At 64.5% G+C, this 15,488-nt stretch carries 8 protein-coding genes; 6 read left to right on the top strand and 2 right to left on the bottom strand.

The features are described from left to right. Nucleotides 1-2 precede the first annotated feature (2 nt). Entirely contained in the window at nucleotides 3-3,524 is a 3,522-nt protein-coding gene (gene mobF / locus EDC82_RS13800) for a MobF family relaxase (protein ID WP_074040851.1), read from the bottom strand. A 416-nt stretch (nucleotides 3,525-3,940) separates the two neighbouring features. On the opposite strand from mobF, the gene EDC82_RS13805 reads away from it, so the two are divergent. The 6 genes from EDC82_RS13805 (at nucleotide 3,941) to drmB (ending at nucleotide 14,645) form a co-directional block, all read left to right on the top strand. Then, nucleotides 3,941-4,981, top strand: a complete 1,041-nt coding sequence (locus EDC82_RS13805) for a DNA cytosine methyltransferase (protein WP_074040852.1) — start codon at nucleotides 3,941-3,943, stop codon at nucleotides 4,979-4,981. 320 nt (nucleotides 4,982-5,301) lie between these two features. Next, nucleotides 5,302-6,000: a hypothetical protein gene (locus tag EDC82_RS13810; RefSeq protein WP_235006245.1), complete on the top strand. Its 699-nt coding sequence runs from the start codon at nucleotides 5,302-5,304 to the stop codon at nucleotides 5,998-6,000. Then, on the top strand, nucleotides 5,997-7,529 hold the full coding sequence (locus EDC82_RS13815) for a hypothetical protein (RefSeq protein WP_074040853.1): 1,533 nt from the start codon (nucleotides 5,997-5,999) through the stop codon (nucleotides 7,527-7,529). The genes EDC82_RS13810 and EDC82_RS13815 overlap by 4 nt, the downstream gene beginning before the upstream one ends. Next, complete coding sequence (locus EDC82_RS13820) at nucleotides 7,526-9,226, top strand: nuclease-related domain-containing DEAD/DEAH box helicase (protein WP_074040854.1); 1,701 nt, start codon at nucleotides 7,526-7,528, stop codon at nucleotides 9,224-9,226. Before EDC82_RS13815 ends, EDC82_RS13820 begins: the two co-directional genes overlap by 4 nt. Next, nucleotides 9,223-12,723 (top strand): helicase-related protein, encoded by a 3,501-nt coding sequence (locus EDC82_RS13825; protein ID WP_074040855.1) that lies wholly within the window; start codon nucleotides 9,223-9,225, stop codon nucleotides 12,721-12,723. The genes EDC82_RS13820 and EDC82_RS13825 overlap by 4 nt, the downstream gene beginning before the upstream one ends. Continuing rightward, on the top strand, nucleotides 12,720-14,645 hold the full coding sequence (gene drmB / locus EDC82_RS13830; RefSeq protein WP_074040856.1) for a DUF1998 domain-containing protein: 1,926 nt from the start codon (nucleotides 12,720-12,722) through the stop codon (nucleotides 14,643-14,645). The genes EDC82_RS13825 and drmB overlap by 4 nt, the downstream gene beginning before the upstream one ends. 184 nt (nucleotides 14,646-14,829) lie before the next feature. Here the strand turns inward: drmB and EDC82_RS13835 are convergent, their stop codons facing one another. Continuing rightward, the gene (locus EDC82_RS13835; protein WP_074040857.1) at nucleotides 14,830-15,267 is read right to left on the bottom strand and encodes a hypothetical protein; all 438 of its coding nucleotides are present in this window, start codon (nucleotides 15,265-15,267) and stop codon (nucleotides 14,830-14,832) included. Nucleotides 15,268-15,488: the final 221 nt, after the last annotated feature.

Genomic DNA, 15,488 nt, shown 5'->3' on the forward strand with positions numbered 1-15,488 from the left:
GCTCACCGTCCGATTCCCTCTCGCGTGACCTCGGGCGTGGCCGGAGGCGTGCCACGGCGGCGGAGGCTGGTAAGGAAGCCGTCGATGCGTTCGTGATCGAGGCGCTGCTGCGTGGCATCCGGTTTCGCCCCGAGCGGGGTGTGGTCGGTGATCCCGTAGCGTTCCCGATAGGCGACGACCATGCGCAATACCGTCCCCCACGGCTCTCTCGCAGCTGAATCGGGACGAGGTTCGGGGCCGAGCGCCTTCAGCCAGGGAGGCTTCTCCGTGAGGGCGTCGTCCGCGAGGGCTTGGGCGCGCTGTTCGATGAGCGATCGTAGTTCGGTCAGCGCGCGGGTCATGTCCTCGGGCATGCTGCCGGATGCTTCGGGGATGAACCCGGCGATGAACCGTCGCCGGGTGCCGCGCCCGCGTCCGGGGCTGGTGCGCGTGGCGAGTTGCTGCACGCGGTGGCGCAGCAGGCTCGCCGGGTCATCGGCGTCAGTGAGCGGCCCGGCCTTCAGTGCGCGGTCGATCAGCCGTTCCGGTCGGTGCCCGGCGGCCTCTGCCCGGCGCAGCGTGGCGACGATGGACCCGAACGTTTCCGACTCTGTCAGCTCGTCGACGAGGCCGTGGTCAAGGCCCGCTCGCGCAAACAGTTCCGTGATGTGCTCCGCCTGGGCTTCCTGCGCGACGGTCTCGTACTGATCGGCGAGGTGCGCGATCGAGGACCAGGCTTGCTGCTCGGCCTCGATCGTCTCGTGCGCGGACCTCTCCGCCCCTTCATGCTGCAAGACCCCGTAGAGGATCGAGTGGGCGGTGGGCTCGGTGTCGGGGAGCTGGTGTTCTTCAAGGTGGGCCTGGTCGATGGCGACGTAGGCGGTGTTGGACGCCCGGCCGCGGGTCATCGCGACGTAGAAGTTCTCCCGCGTCATTGAAGACGAGTGCACGATCGCGTGCGCAGTGTCCACGGTTGCGCCCTGTGCGCGGTGGGCAGTGACCGCATATCCGAGGTCGACGTTGTCTGCCACGTAGCCAGCGGGGAGCACGACGGTGGTGGCGTGGCGGGCGTCGGCACGTGCGATGGTGAGGGAACCGTCGTCGTGGTGTTCGGCGACGCGCCACCGGTCGCCGTTCTTCACCCACGCCCCTCCGCCGGTGGTCAGGCGCCGGTCGTTCTTCCTGGTGATGATGATGTCTCCTGTCCCGGCGCGGGTGCCGTCTCGCAGACGGATGCCGTCGGGTGAGACGTGGCCGTCGAGGATGCGGTCGTCGCGGGCGCGGCTGTTCAGCTCGGTGACGGTCTCGTTGGTCTCCGCGATCAGGAGGCTGCTCTTGCCGTCGGCGATGTCCATGTACCAGGACCGGTAGGCGGCGTCGAGGATGTCTTCAAAGTCACCGCCGACGATCCGACCCTGATCGTCGTAGGTGTCGATCACGTCGGTCCGGCCCAGGCGGAGGTGCAGGGACGCCGTCTTCTCCCACTCGGCGTGGAATCGGCGCACGTCGGCCAGCTCGGGGGCATCACCGCGGTCCCGGACGAGCAACCCGAATGCCCCACCGGCATCGACCGCGGTCAGCTGCGCCCAGTCCCCGACGAGGACGACCTTCGCGCCGGCCTCGGCGGCGTGGGTGGCGATGCGTTCCAGGGCGAGGGTGCCAGCGAGGGAGGACTCGTCAATGATGACCAGCTGGCCGGGCTGCAGGTCCCATCGGCCGTGGTCATGTTCATGAAGCCACTTCGCAGTGTTGTCGGTTTCGATGCCCAGGTCCTCTGCAAGCACTTCCGCCGCAGCGGCCGAGGGGGCAAGTCCGATGACGGTGCCGGCGCCGTGCTTCTTCTCCCATGCGCGGCGCAGCGCTCCGAGGGTCGTGGTCTTCCCGGTTCCGGCAGGGCCGACGAGCACGTCGATGCTCCGCCCGGAGACGGCGATCTTCTCCACCGCGGCCTGCTGCTCCACCGACAGCCGGATGCCTCGGGCGTCTCGCCGGGAGACGACTGCGCTTACGGTGCGCAGCGGCACGGCGGGGGCGTTCGTGGCCTGTGAGAGTGCGAGGAGGGTGTCTTCGGCTTCCAGGATGCGGGTCGAGGAGAAGACCGTGTGATGCTTCGGACGGAACATGCTCGACCCGTCCGGACGAGTGAACTCCGCTGGCGGGACGACGAGCTCAGGCGGGGTCAGCCGCAGCGACGCAGTCTCGGCGGCGTCGACGATCATGCCGATGATCGTTTCCCGGTCGGTGGTGGACGCGAAGCGCAGTCCCATCGTCTGCCGGGATGCCTCGGCATGCAGATTCCAGCGCCGCCACGTCGACCGCTTCACCCCGACTTGCGCGACGACGACTTCACCGATCGCGGTGGCCTGGTCCAGCGGAAGATCATCTGCGCGCAGGGTTCCCCGGGCGGTGCCGGATTCGAGAAGATGCGTCGCCCACGTGGTGCATTCCTCGTCCAGCACGTGGGTCGCCCGTCCACGCCATTCCTCGGTCAGGTCAGCGAGGGAGCGGACTTCTTTCGCGGGACGGGTGGCGAGGGTCGCCTGCTGGCGCAACCGGATGATCGTCGTCTCTGACGGGTACTTCCCGTGACGCGTGACGTACTCGTCGATGAGCCGGTTCTTCTCCGTGTCGATCGCGGCCGACCGGGACGAGAACTCATCGATCAACGCGTCGCCCACCCCGGTGATCTCCCACGAGGGGTTGCGGTCCCGGCCGCGATCGCGAGCTTCCCACCCCAGCCCGAGGACACGGGTGAGGTGGTCGGCGAGCACCGCGTTGTAGTGCTCAGACAACGCGACCACGGCCGCGTGCATGGGCCGGCCATCCAGCGTCCGCCACTTCCCGTCCGCTGCCTGCACCCGGTTCGCGATCACGACATGCGTGTGCAGCTGAGGGTCGCCCGCGCGGGAATCGAAGTGATCGAACGCGGTCGCCACCGCGCCCCGCACGTCGACCTGCGCGACACCGTTCGTGCCTGTCCTGCTCGCCGCGACGTCACGCTCGATCAGATCGATGACTTCCCGGATTGCCGCGTGATGGGCCTGTCCGATCAGTGCCTGTGTGCCGCCGTCTGCAACGGCCCAGAGTACGGAGACCGATTTCGGGACGGAGAAGGTGTAGTCATACCCGGCGACGGTGCGCGGGCGCTTGCGTTCCTTCTCCTCACGGACGATGTTCTCCACCGCGGCTTCCCGCTTCTCAGCGTTCAGATCCTCGGACAACCTGCCAGTGCGGATCTTCACCCGCTCCCGCAACGGCTTGAACGCGAAGTACGCCCGCCCGAGCTGCTCACCCGTCGTCGGATGCTCACCCCGTCCCAGCAGATGACGAAGCTGGGCCTCCGTCACCACCTCACCGTCCGCGACGGCCGCATCCTCGAGACCGGTCAAACCAGTACCAAGCCAGAATCCCGGCGGGGTTCCCGCCTCCGCGTAATAGCGGGTCAGTGACGTCGCAAGGTCCCGCCCGGTGTCACCGGCCGCGATGCTCTTGAGGAGATACCGATACCCCTCCCCCGCACTGAGCACACGCATCGACACCGTCACACAAGACAGGTACGTGACCCGATCCCTTCGAGGGCCCCTTGAGGCGGCGGCCGGGGAGAGGGCCCGACGAGGTCTTCATGCGGAAGGTGAATCGGGGAACTGATCGGAGGTGCTCCTCGGAGTGTCCGACTGGTCGAGTAGGGAAGCGCGCAGGAATCGAAATTCACCACAGCTTTCCTGCCGCTAGCGCCCTGGCTTCCACCGGACAGTCCGAACAGCCCCGTTCCGTCTGTTCGCGTTAAGCTGCCCCATCCGGACCATTCCGGCGCGCTCTGGTAGGGGGCGAGGAAGCAATAGCCGACACAAGCAGAAGGAGCCTCACGACACGCCGACAGCGGTCTGATCTGAGTCGGCGATGCCGGTACGCTAGGCCGGAAAGGCCCAGTCGGGTGCCTGCGTAGCCGAAGGAGCGCCCGATGGTCTTGCCCCGCATCGTGAGCCTCTTCTCGGGTGCAGGAGGACTTGATCTTGGCTTCCATCTGGAGGGCTACGAAATCGCCTTTGCTGTCGATCGGATGGTGGCCGCGGTGCAGACGCATAAGCGCAACTTCCCAGCGACCATGTCAGTTGCGGCGGACATCACGATCCGGAACGAGGCGTCCGGCAGCCTCGCCGTCTTGGATGAGATCGCGAAGGCGCTGACGGATGGCGAGGCCATCGGAATCATCGGCGGGCCCCCGTGTCAGGGATTCTCACGCGCGAACTCGAACTCTCGCGCTGATGACCCCCGAAATCAAATGCCAACCTTCTACCTTGAGATCGTTCAGGCGCTGCAAACACGCTACGACGTGCAGTTCGTGCTCTTCGAGAACGTCATGGGCATCCGCGATGCGAAGCACTCGGTGACATTCCGTGGGATCCTGGCTCGCCTCAAAGAGTTGGAACTCACGGCGGGTGTCGCCGACCACTCGGCCCTCGACTACGGCGTGCCCCAGACACGGAACCGTGTGATCATTTCAGGATTCAAGAACGAGGCAGCCGCTAGCGCCTTCAAGCCGAAGACAATCTCCCGCGAGGGAGTCGACTTGACCGTGCGCGGCGCAATTGGTCACCTGCCTCAGCCAGTTTTCTTCTCGCGAAGCCTCTCAGCGGACGACATCCCGACACATCCGAACCATTGGACGATGACTCCGCGGTCCAAGAGATTCAAGGGCGAGACCGCTGCGCCCGCGCCCACTAGGAGCTTCCGACGCCTGTCGTGGGACAAGCCAAGTCCCACGGTCGCCTACGGACATCGCGAGATTCATGTTCATCCGGACGGAGCGCGTCGGCTCAGCATCTATGAGGCGATGCTCCTGCAGGGCTTCCCGAGGTCATTCGTCCTCGAAGGCACTCTCTCACAGCAGGTGGAGCAGGTCTCGAACGCTGTGCCACCGCCCGTGGCTCGTTCGCTCGCGGCGGCCACCTCGACTGCGCTAACCACGTCGGCGAGCGCTACCCAGACGGTCACAGCGTAGTCAGCTCAGCCGCTGCCTGCGTCCAATGTCGGCCGTCATCCCTACAGTGGAGGGGGGAGGAAACGATGAGTAAGGCGGAGAGTCGGCCTGGGCCGAACGTGCTCCTCAGTCTTGCTGAAAACCCTGACTCCGCCTCGGTTTGCTCGTCTTGGATTGGTCCCATCCTCGCGTTGGGAACGCGGCTTGCGCGGAAGGTTGATGATTTCAGAGGTCGACAGCTGATCATTGCAATCTCGGTTCCGAGTCGCGAGTATGCAGCGGCGCTCATTGGTTCCGGTTGGACTCTCGGAAGGCCGCCCACTCAGGTGGCGACTGATCCGTTGACGGTTCTGCGCGCGGCACTGCCGCAGGGCAACTATCGTGCCGTCAACGCGAACCACGTGATTTCAGGTAGGTTCCAGGGGTTGTCCGAGAAGGTCGTGCGAGACAAGCTGCGCGTTGATGTCACACTCGCAGGGCAGTGGGTCGTCGACATGCTGGAAGCAGTCGCGGCCACTGCCGAGGGCGACCCGGCCGAGCGGATGCCGCGACCGCGCATCGGGAGCATCGGTCGGATGACAGGTGTTGACCGAAACTGGGCGCGGCGTCTTGTCGCTCCTGCGGCGGACCTCGCAATCGTGGGCACGAAAAGCTGGATCAGCGACGACCTCGAAGCTGTTCTTGCCCGGGGTGATGATCCCGATGGCGACTCGCTGGCTACCCTGCTTCTGCCGAGGACCGAGAAATCGGCAACTTGGTTCTCGCGCATCTACTCGTCTTCGGGCCTTGCTGACCAGCTTCCGCTTTCGGATGACGTATCCCTCACGATTCTGGACGGCCAAGGTGCGATCAGATATCTCAATGACGTCCTAAGCCCGATCGTCGTGTGCGTCTTCGATCGATCCGTTGCTGACGAGAGTGCAGCGGAACAGGTCGTGCAGCTCAGAAACTCGCGCGGAGAGCCGATTGCGCTGTCGACACAGCTCGGTTGGGCTCCTCCTGCCGGTGTCGAGGCACTCGGATTCACGGTGGCACTATGACGTCGCGGATCATCGGACTCGATCAGCGATATACAGCCTCGGCTTCGCTGGTGCGGCATGGCGTCGAGATCATTGCTGTTCGGGACGAACTCGGTGCAAGGTTCGATTCGGCCACCCGCGGCCTTTTCCGACTGATCCAGCGGGATGGGCCCGGCGTCTGGGATCATCTTGCCGGTGCCGCGAAAGCACTGCGCTGGCGCCTCATCACCGACCCGATGCCGATAGAGCGCAATGCTCAGCTCACGGCTGCTGCGGGCGAGGTGGGTCGTCAGGCTCGGCAGCTGATCGGAGCCGTCGACGAAGATGCGCTCCTGCGAGAGATCGCTGACGCCGCGGCGGCACTCTGCACCCGCGACCCACTCGTAGGCGCCGTACTGCTTGAGTCGCTGACTGAGGTCGGAGTGGACTCGGCAATTGTCGTGACTGCGAGCAGTCGATCGCGAGAAGCCCTGGGCGAATGGCTCGGCTCGCTTGGGGCACGAGTTCTCACGCTCGGCGATCTTGAGCGCGCCGATGTTTCCGAGGACATCGCCTACTTCGTGGGTCCCCCGCGATTCTTCAAACCGACGGCGGTCACTGCGCCCCGCACGCTGGAAGTGACGTTTATCCTTCCGGCGTGGTTCGGCGATCGAAACGTCCCAAGGTCGGCGATCGCACAGTACGCCGAAGGCGGTATCCAGGTCGCCGCGCGCATCGTCGAGGTCGGCGATGCGCTGCCTGCGCCGCCGGAGCCTGCGATGTCGGAGACCGAGCCGATCCAGGAGGAGGACCTCCTTCCGCAGCCGGTCTGGGGGAGCCGGGTGAGTGAGGACCGTGCGCCGCACGCGGACGAGGTGGAAGCGCGCAAGATTCTTCTTTCGGGGAATCGCGCAATCTGGCTTGATGACGATGGTGAGCGCATCCGTGCGCTTGATCCGACACAGCCGCCTGGCGAGCGCGTCGGCTATTCGGAGGTGTCCGCGGTCGCTCCGGGCACGTACCTGCTTCTGCGTGAAGGTGAGGCTGAGCGGGAGTCCCTCCATGCGCGAGCATATACGCGAATCGGCCCTCGCGCGTCAGCAACCCAGGAGTCGCAGGCGTCCTGGAAGTCTGCACTGATTGAGCAACTTAGGGCGAGAGGCATCCGCGACTCCGAACGCGCCTTGCGTGCACTCGGTGTTCGCGCGGCCGGCCAGGTTCGCGCCTGGGCATCGCCGCACGTTATCCGTCCGCAGAGTGATGGCGATTTCGAGCGGCTCCTCGGATGGCTGGGGCTACCGATCCAGCCGCACTTCGGGCACGCCTCATTGCTAAGACATGAGGTGCATCGAGCCACCCGGGAGCTGCGTGACCGGCTGGAAGCAGCGGCGGATGCCGCGGACCTTCACGAGCTCGAGCGCGTCGGTCATATGACTCTCGACATTGCTGAGCCAGGCTTTCGGGGCATGTTCGTCACCCGCGTCCTTGCGATCGCGCCATTTACGGAACTGGTCGCCCGCTACGACGCTCGCGTGCCCTTTGCCGACGAGGGTGCTCAATGGCTCGAATGATCCCGGCCTACTGCACCGAGTCCGCGCCTCCAGGCGAGAAGGCCGTCTTTGTGGCACTGCGGGACGCAGCTGGGACTGAACACTGGACTGTGCTGCACTCACTTGGGATCGCGCAGCATGAGCGACAGGTCGAAGGAGAGGCGGACTTCGTCGTCGTCGCGCCCGACGCTGGCCTGCTGGTGGTAGAGGTGAAGTCGCACCTGTCGGTCGCGCGTAGCTCCGATGGCACCTGGCGCCTCGGTCAGGACCCTCCGACCGTGCGAGGACCTTTTCAGCAGGCGCAGGAGGCGATGCACAGCATCCGGGGCTACCTCCGGAGCAAACGGGTCGAGCTGCGGGACGTCCCGGTCCTGCACGCGGTGTGGTTCACGGGAGTGCGTGCGCGAGCGACGCTGCCCGACTCACCTGAGTGGCACTCGTGGCAGGTGCTTGATTCGAGCGACCTCCCGACCACAGCTCAAGCGGTTGAACGAGTCATGAGAGAGGGAGCGCAGCACCTCGCCTCGATGATCAAGTACTTCGGGTTTGGTGGATATGGCCCGGACCGGGCCACCACTGAACGGATCGTGGCTACGCTTCGTCCGCGGTTCGAGGTTGTGATGACTGCTGGGGACCGCCGACAAGCGCGAGAGGGTCAGCTCGCACAGTTCGTCGAGGAGCAGTACCGCGCACTGGACTCAGCCGCCGACAACAGAGGCGTCTTGTTCACAGGCCCCGCCGGCACAGGCAAGACCTTCCTCGCCGCTGAGTCGGCTCAGCGGGAGGTCGCTCAGGGGCGAGCAGGTCGACTTCTGTGTTTCAACCGCCTACTTGGGCGTAGTCTCCGCGAGAAGCTCATGGATGTCGTGGGGCTCCGCGTGGGCACATTGCACCAGGAGATGTTGCGACTCGCCGGCATGAGCGGCCCGCCGGCAGACGCCGATAGCGACTTCTGGGAGCGAGTGCTGCCCGAGAAGGCCCTTGAGGGCCTTGCTGAGCGGAGTGCGGAGGAGGTCGGGGACTTCCTCATCGTCGATGAGATTCAGGACATCGCGACTGGCACCTACCTCGACTTGCTCGATCTGCTCGTCAAGGGCGGGCTGCGCGACGGTCGCGTTCTCATGTTCGGTGACTTTGAACGCCAGGCGATCTATGGCAGCGAGGGGGCACGCGAGGTACTTCGCGCCCGATCGCCGCATCTGGCGTCGTTCCGGCTGTCCGAGAACTGTCGGAACCTGCCCCGCATCGGATATCAGGTGAATCTCCTCGGTCACTTGACGCCGGGGTTCAGAGAGTTCCGCCGAACCGACGACGGTATCGATCCGACGATCATCAAGTACGTCCGCGGCGAGGACCAGGCCGCCATATTGCGGAAGGTCGTAGGCGATCTGCGTGACGAAGGCTTCGATCTGACAGAGATCGTCGTGCTCAGCCCGCTTGGCGATAGTTCTGTCGCTGCGAGCACATCTGAGCCCTGGCTTCGTCAAGTGCTGAGTCCCGCAGACGGTTCGAAGCCGATCAAGGGGCGGCTCCGCTACGGCACCATCCACTCGTTCAAGGGACTGGACGCGCCGGCCGTCATCGTCACTGACCTTGATGACTCCGGTGGGCCGCACTTCGATGCCCTCGTCTACGTCGGGCTGACACGCGCGACGGATCGCCTGACCGCCCTGGTAGAAACGAAGACGCTACGGCGACTGGTTGGAGGAGAGGCATGAGCGGAATCGAAGCCCGTGAGACCGTTGAGGCGGCCCTACGGCGCGAGCTCTTCGGGCCTCTCGACGGTGATCCCGTGCGGGGGCAGCCGCTGACGATTAACGCTGGAGTCGTGCATTTCGAGACGACGGAGGCATCCCGGGGCCAGTTCCACGATGCGGACAGCGGCCAGGAGATTCTCACGAGCGGCACCCCGCTCAAGCGCTACGGCGTCGGAGTCTTATTCGCGGGCGCCACCGTCGGCGGCTCGCCGGTGGAAAGCGCCGTCGAGGAGGTTTCCGACGCCCTCGACGGAATCACCGGTATCGCGCTCTCCGAAGACGACCAGATTGGGCCGCCTGTCGAGATTCAGGGCCACGTCCGTCACGATGTCGCTGACTCGGATGACTTCGATCTCACGGATGCCAACACGTTCAAGCCGTCGGCGATGGCCGTCTCGTTTGAGACTCGCATGGCTGACTCGGGAACCCTCACAGTTGAGGTAGTCGGCGCGAGATACGAGAAGCTGACCGTGCACATCCCAGGTGTCGCCAAACCAGTCGATTGGTGGGTCAGACGCCCCTTCGAGGCGGTCGGCACGATCTCGGGTCGTACGGTTCTGCGGGAGACGAATCGGCTCAAAGTTATCGACGTCGTGCTCCTGAGCGGCGAAGGCGTTGTCCCTCTTGCGGTGCGAGTGTTCAGTCGTCCGGTCCCCGGGGCTGACGACCCGGCTCTCAGGATCGTGACCCTCGCAGTCGTCAACGATGCCCCTGGTTCCGGCCCGTCTGCGGCGGTCTTTCAGGTTGGCTTCAAGGTGTCGACTGTCGGCGACGCTGACATCGTCCCCTATCCGGAGGTCGAGCTGCCCGACCGGGACGAGGAGGAGCGATCACTTGACCTCCTCTACCGGAACCAGCGCACCTATGCGATCGGGCATGGCTGTGCAGCCGAATGGGGGGCAGTCAACGCCGATGGAGTTGTGCCGTTCGTGCAGGCCGCGGCTCTGCCTGCATATGAGGTCGTCAGCCTCTCACCGAACGTGTACCTGTCTGACGACAACGGGAATCCTGCCTTCGATGCCGATGGCAAGCGGCAGCCGGTGGCTGTCAGTATGGCGGCCCTGGCAAGCGGTAGCGAGGACGGCGCCGCCCAAGTGGAGCTTGTCCTCAGTCAGTACGAGAAGTGGATCGACCGGCGGGAGGCCGAGATCCCCGAGTTGCTTCCGCGCTATCAGGACGCCGCGAGTGAGCACATGCGTCGAGCACGAGCGGCGCTGACGCGGATGCGAACAGGCTGGAGCCTCGTGGCAGCGAACGATCGAGCTGCGCGAGCGTTTCGCTGGGCAAACGAGGCGATGCTGCTCCAGCAGGTCCGATCCGGATTCGAGCTGCGCGAGGCCAAGCAGAGCGGCGATGGTCGCTGGAGAGTCGAGGGAGCGCACCCCGCACTCACCGTGCCGACTGGCCGGGGATACTGGCGTCCATTCCAGATCGCGTTCCTACTTGCAGTGCTGCCCGAACTCGTAGAGCCAGAACGCCAGACTCGCAGCGACGTCGATCTGATCTTCTTCCCCACTGGTGGTGGCAAGACAGAGGCGTACCTTGGCGCGGCCGCCGTCAGTTTGCTCTCCCGGCGGCTCCGTAACCCCGAGGACGCCGGAACAGACACGCTCATGCGATACACCCTGCGTCTCCTCACGGCGCAGCAGTTCCTCCGTGCTGCATCGCTGGTCTGCGTGCTCGAAGACATTCGGGAGCAGAACTCTGACACCCTCGGTGCTGCTCCCTTTGGAATTGGGATTTGGCTGGGTGGCAGCTCAACGCCGAATACGTGGAAGCAAGCACTTGACAACTTGCGGGCTCTGCGTAGACGACCTCACGAGCAGAACCTTTTCCTTCTGCTGAGGTGTCCCTGGTGCGGTGCACAGATGGGCCCGCAGCCTAAGAAGGGCGGTGGACAGGAACCGATCGGGTACGAGGAAGCAGCGGGCAGGGTCGTGCTCCGCTGCATTGACGGCGAGTGCAAGTATTCACGCCGCGCTGGTCTGCCGGTCCATGTTGTCGATGACGATATCTATGAAGCTCGGCCCTCGATTGTCATCGGGACTGTCGACAAGTTCGCGATGATGGCGTGGCGCCCCAGGGCGAGGAATCTCTTCGGGCTTGACGGGAGTGGCGCGCGAAAGGTGTCTCCGCCCAGCTTGATCATTCAGGACGAGCTGCACTTGATCTCCGGCCCGCTCGGCTCAATGGTCGGAATCTACGAGCCCGTGATCGACGAACTCTGTACCGATCGCCGCGGCGCGAGTCCTGTGCTCCCCAAGATCATTGCCTCCACGGCGACGGTCAGACGATATGAGGACCAGATCAAGGGGCTTTTCGGCAGGGAGACCGTCGCGCTCTTTCCGCCGCACGGTCTTGAGGAGGGGCGATCCTTCTTCGCTGAACCCGCGACTTCGGCCGACGGAACCCCGGAACCAGGGCGGCGCTACATCGGTGTGATGAGCGCATCGCTCGGCTCGACACAGACGGTCCAGGTCCGCGTCGCCGCCGCAACCCTCCAGGCCGCGGTGGACATCCCGGAAGAGGACCGGGACGGCTACTGGACCAACCTCAACTTCCTCAACTCGCTCCGGGAACTCGGGAATACCGTCTCGCTCCTCCAGGCTGACATTCCCGACTATCTCACCGGGCTCCGCCGACGGGACGGGATCGTGCCACGGTGGCCTCACCGACAGATGGAACTCACATCGAGGCGGCGGTCAGACGAGATTCCAAAAGCGATCGAACAGCTCCAGGTGAGGTACGCCCCTGGGAAGGAGCGACAAGAGGCTATCGATATCTGTCTCGCCTCGAACATCATCGAGGTAGGTGTGGACATCGATCGGCTCGCGCTGATGACGATCGTCGGGCAACCGAAGACCACGGCGCAGTACATCCAGGTGAGCGGTCGGGTCGGCCGGAAGCAGGAAGTCAGCCCTGGACTGGTCATCACCATCTACGGGGCCGCGAAGCCGCGTGACCGCAGCCACTACGAGCGTTTCCGCACCTACCATCAACAGCTTTACGCGCAGGTGGAGCCTACTTCCGTCACTCCATTTGCCATGCCGGTCCTTCGCAGAGCGCTTCACGCTGCCGCGGTCGCCTATGTTCGGCAGACCGCTCCCGAGACACTCGGACCCGACCCGTTCCCTTCGACTGCCTACGACGAGGCCATTCGCCTGCTGCGTGAGCGAGCAGAAATCGCGGAACCCGACGAGCTCCCGGTCCTCGATCGTTTTGCGCGTGATCGCGCCCGTCAGTGGGGTGGTTGGGAGCGTACCGAGTGGGACGCCAACCCCCGTACTGGTGATCCGCTGCAGGGGCTCATGCGGTTCGCGGGAACCCTCCCTGATCTCGATAGGCGCGCGACGATCTGGGATGTGCCGACAAGCATGCGGAACGTCGATGCCGAATGCCGCCTGGAGATCAGTCAGGCGTACCTGTTCGAGGACACGGCCGCGGAGGAGCCAGCATGAGCACTGGAGCAATGCGCCGAGCGCAGCTAGTGACTCCATTCGGCGTGGGGGCCATGAGCGTGCTTGTGAATGGGACCTCAGTGATCACTGCTGGTCTTGATCACTGGTACGAGGTCGTCGACCAAAGCGCTCTCGCGATGGAGGAGTACCAGGAACACGACTGGCGGCTTGAGTCCCGCCTCAAAGTCTCCGAGTTCCGACTGCCACCGGACTACAGGCCGTCAGGCCAGGGCAGCGACTTGCGAAACGTCCGACTTACCGTGCCCGTGTTGCGCTTCCCCCGATGGTCGTTCTGCATCTATTGCAAGCGTCTGGAACTCAGCAAGCTCACGATGAAGACGCTCGTTGAGTGCCAGGACAAGGAGCATGCCGACAAGAAGTACAAGCCGAAGATGTCGCAGGTTCCGTTCGTGGCGATCTGCGCCCGAGGACACCTGGATGACTTTCCCTTTGACAAGTGGGTGCATCGATCGGCCAACCCATCATGTACGGGCACCTTGCGCCTCGTATCACGCGGAGGCGGCGGGCTCGAAGGGCAGGTCGTAACCTGCGATACCTGCAAGCAGGAGCGCTCGCTTCGAGGGGTCACCGAGGCCCGATTCGACAAGAACGGCGAGGAGCACACCAATCTCAGCGATCAGCTCGTTTCGCCCGAACAGCCCTATCTCTGCGGTGGGGCTCGGCCCTGGTTAGCGCAGCTTGACGGTGTTTGCGATCAACCGATTCGAGGCGCCCTGCGCGCTGCTGGAAACGTCTACTTCCCCAAGGTGGAGTCCTCGATCTATCTCCCTCGACGTGAGGGAGCCGTCAGCGAGGAGGTCCATCAGCTGCTCCGACACCCTGCTGTCAGCACGACCTTCAACAACGTGTTTCAGTTGAGTCTTGATGAGGTGTCGGGCGGGCAGCTACGGAAGCTGCTGGAGCGAAACGTCCCGCCCGAACTCTTCGCTCCCATTTCGGACGACGAGTTACTGGCGGCATACCAAGATCAGTTCGGCATCGGCGAGAGCAGCGGGGAGGAGCCAGTCGAGACTCCGGTCGACGCGGAGAGCCTGACGAGCGACGACATCTGGCGGCATCCGGAATACGTGAAGATTCGCGAGACACCGAAAGATGACTTCCTCGCGGCATCCGACCCCGGTCTTCACGCTGATCTAGCAAGCCACCTCTCTCGCGTGAGGTCGATCGATGTGCTTCGGGAGACGCGCGCGTTGCGGGGGTTTACGCGAGTTCGCGACGGCGAGCTGAAGCTGACGGAGGGGAAGGCGATGCTCAGGCGTGCCAGCTTGACCCCTGCACAGGATTGGCTGCCGGCCTATGTGGTCAAGGGTGAAGGAATCTACTTCGAACTCGATGGGACACGCCTTGCAGCCTGGGAGGGGCGTGCGGAGGTTCAGGCACGCGCCCAGCGGATCACCGATCACTACGGATCAGTGGCAAGCCAGCGCGGGTTGCAGGGGCGGACGATTAGCCCAAGGTTCGTGCTGCTGCATACGCTGTCGCATCTCTTGATCAACGAGTTCATCTTCGCCTGCGGCTACAGCTCGGCTTCGCTCCGGGAGCGTCTCTACGTCTCTGACTCGGCCGATCGGAACATGGCCGGCGTACTGATCTACACAGCGGCGGGCGACTCAGAAGGGACGATGGGCGGACTTGTTCGCATGGCACGCCCGGACAACCTGCGGCAAGTTTTTGCCTCTGCACTGGCGGACGCTCACTGGTGCTCGACTGATCCGGTGTGTATGGATGCAGGCGAGAAGGGGCAGGGACCGGACTCCTGCAACCTTGCGGCGTGTCACGCCTGTGGGCTCCTCCCCGAGACCAGCTGTGAGGAGTTCAATCGATTCCTCGATCGAGGTCTCGTAATCGGCACTCTGGACGACCCGAAGCTGGGCTACTTCTCCGACGCGTTCTCAGACTGAAGCGTTTCCGAAGGAAGATACCATCTGACGACCAGTCCCATCGCCACTCGGGGGCGGTGCTCATGCGCAAACTATGGGGCATCGAGTACGAGTCTGGTCGTATCGGCCCGCCCAGAAGTTGCATACTCGGAGTTATGGCTCTGGGCGGCCGTCAGAGTTAAGGAGGGCTGTCGGCCGGTGTCTCTCACTGCGCGAGCAAGGTGTGCCTTACGTCACCGGTAATGCGGCGGCGTTCGGCGACGGTGTGGGTCGGCGCCGTTCGACCTTCTGCGACGGCGATGCGGCGTTCGTTGCGGATGGCGGCGCGGACGGCGAGGTTCTCGTGGCCGCGGGCGATGAGGAGACGGATGGTCGCCGTCACGCCGTGGACGGCGAGTTTGAGGGCGGTCCACCAGAAGACGAGCATGCCGAGGTAGAGCCATTCGGTATGTCCGAGGCGGACAGCACCGTAGCAGCCGATCCCGACGACGAAGTACAGGGCGCCGAGGAGCACGGCGGGCACGCCCCAACGGTAGCCTCGCCGCGTGCGTAGGAGCGTGACGAGTCGATTGCTGGGGAGCCACCGCTGGCACCAGTTGTAGACGGCGGCGGCGGGGCGCATGGCGAGTGAGATGAGGAACATCAGGGGCCTCCTTCAACGGTCGAGCACATTCGTGCTCGGTTGTGTTGTTGGTGGCTGGGCCCCTTCGCACCGATGGTGCGTCCTGAATCCTGAAGCATGTAATTGCCCGCCGGGTGCTGTCGATGGTACCGGGTGTTGCATGGTGCCGCTAGGGCTTCCTTCTTGCGGTGCATCGGGTCCGTGCAGGGATGTTACAGGTCGCGGATGTGCGGGCGCGAGGC

Origin of the sequence: Dermacoccus sp. SAI-028 (assembly GCF_004346775.1) — a bacterium.
GTDB lineage: Bacteria > Actinomycetota > Actinomycetes > Actinomycetales > Dermatophilaceae > Dermacoccus > Dermacoccus nishinomiyaensis.

What these genes read in the sequence shown, in the direction of transcription:
- EDC82_RS13805 (WP_074040852.1), top strand. Translation starts at nt 3,941, where the DNA reads ATGGTCTTGCCCCGCATCGTGAGCCTCTTCTCGGGTGCAGGAGGACTT.
- EDC82_RS13815 (WP_074040853.1), top strand. Translation starts at nt 5,997, where the DNA reads ATGACGTCGCGGATCATCGGACTCGATCAGCGATATACAGCCTCGGCT.
- EDC82_RS13820 (WP_074040854.1), top strand. Translation starts at nt 7,526, where the DNA reads ATGATCCCGGCCTACTGCACCGAGTCCGCGCCTCCAGGCGAGAAGGCC.
- EDC82_RS13825 (WP_074040855.1), top strand. Translation starts at nt 9,223, where the DNA reads ATGAGCGGAATCGAAGCCCGTGAGACCGTTGAGGCGGCCCTACGGCGC.
- drmB (WP_074040856.1), top strand. Translation starts at nt 12,720, where the DNA reads ATGAGCACTGGAGCAATGCGCCGAGCGCAGCTAGTGACTCCATTCGGC.
- EDC82_RS13835 (WP_074040857.1), bottom strand. Translation starts at nt 15,267, where the DNA reads ATGTTCCTCATCTCACTCGCCATGCGCCCCGCCGCCGCCGTCTACAAC.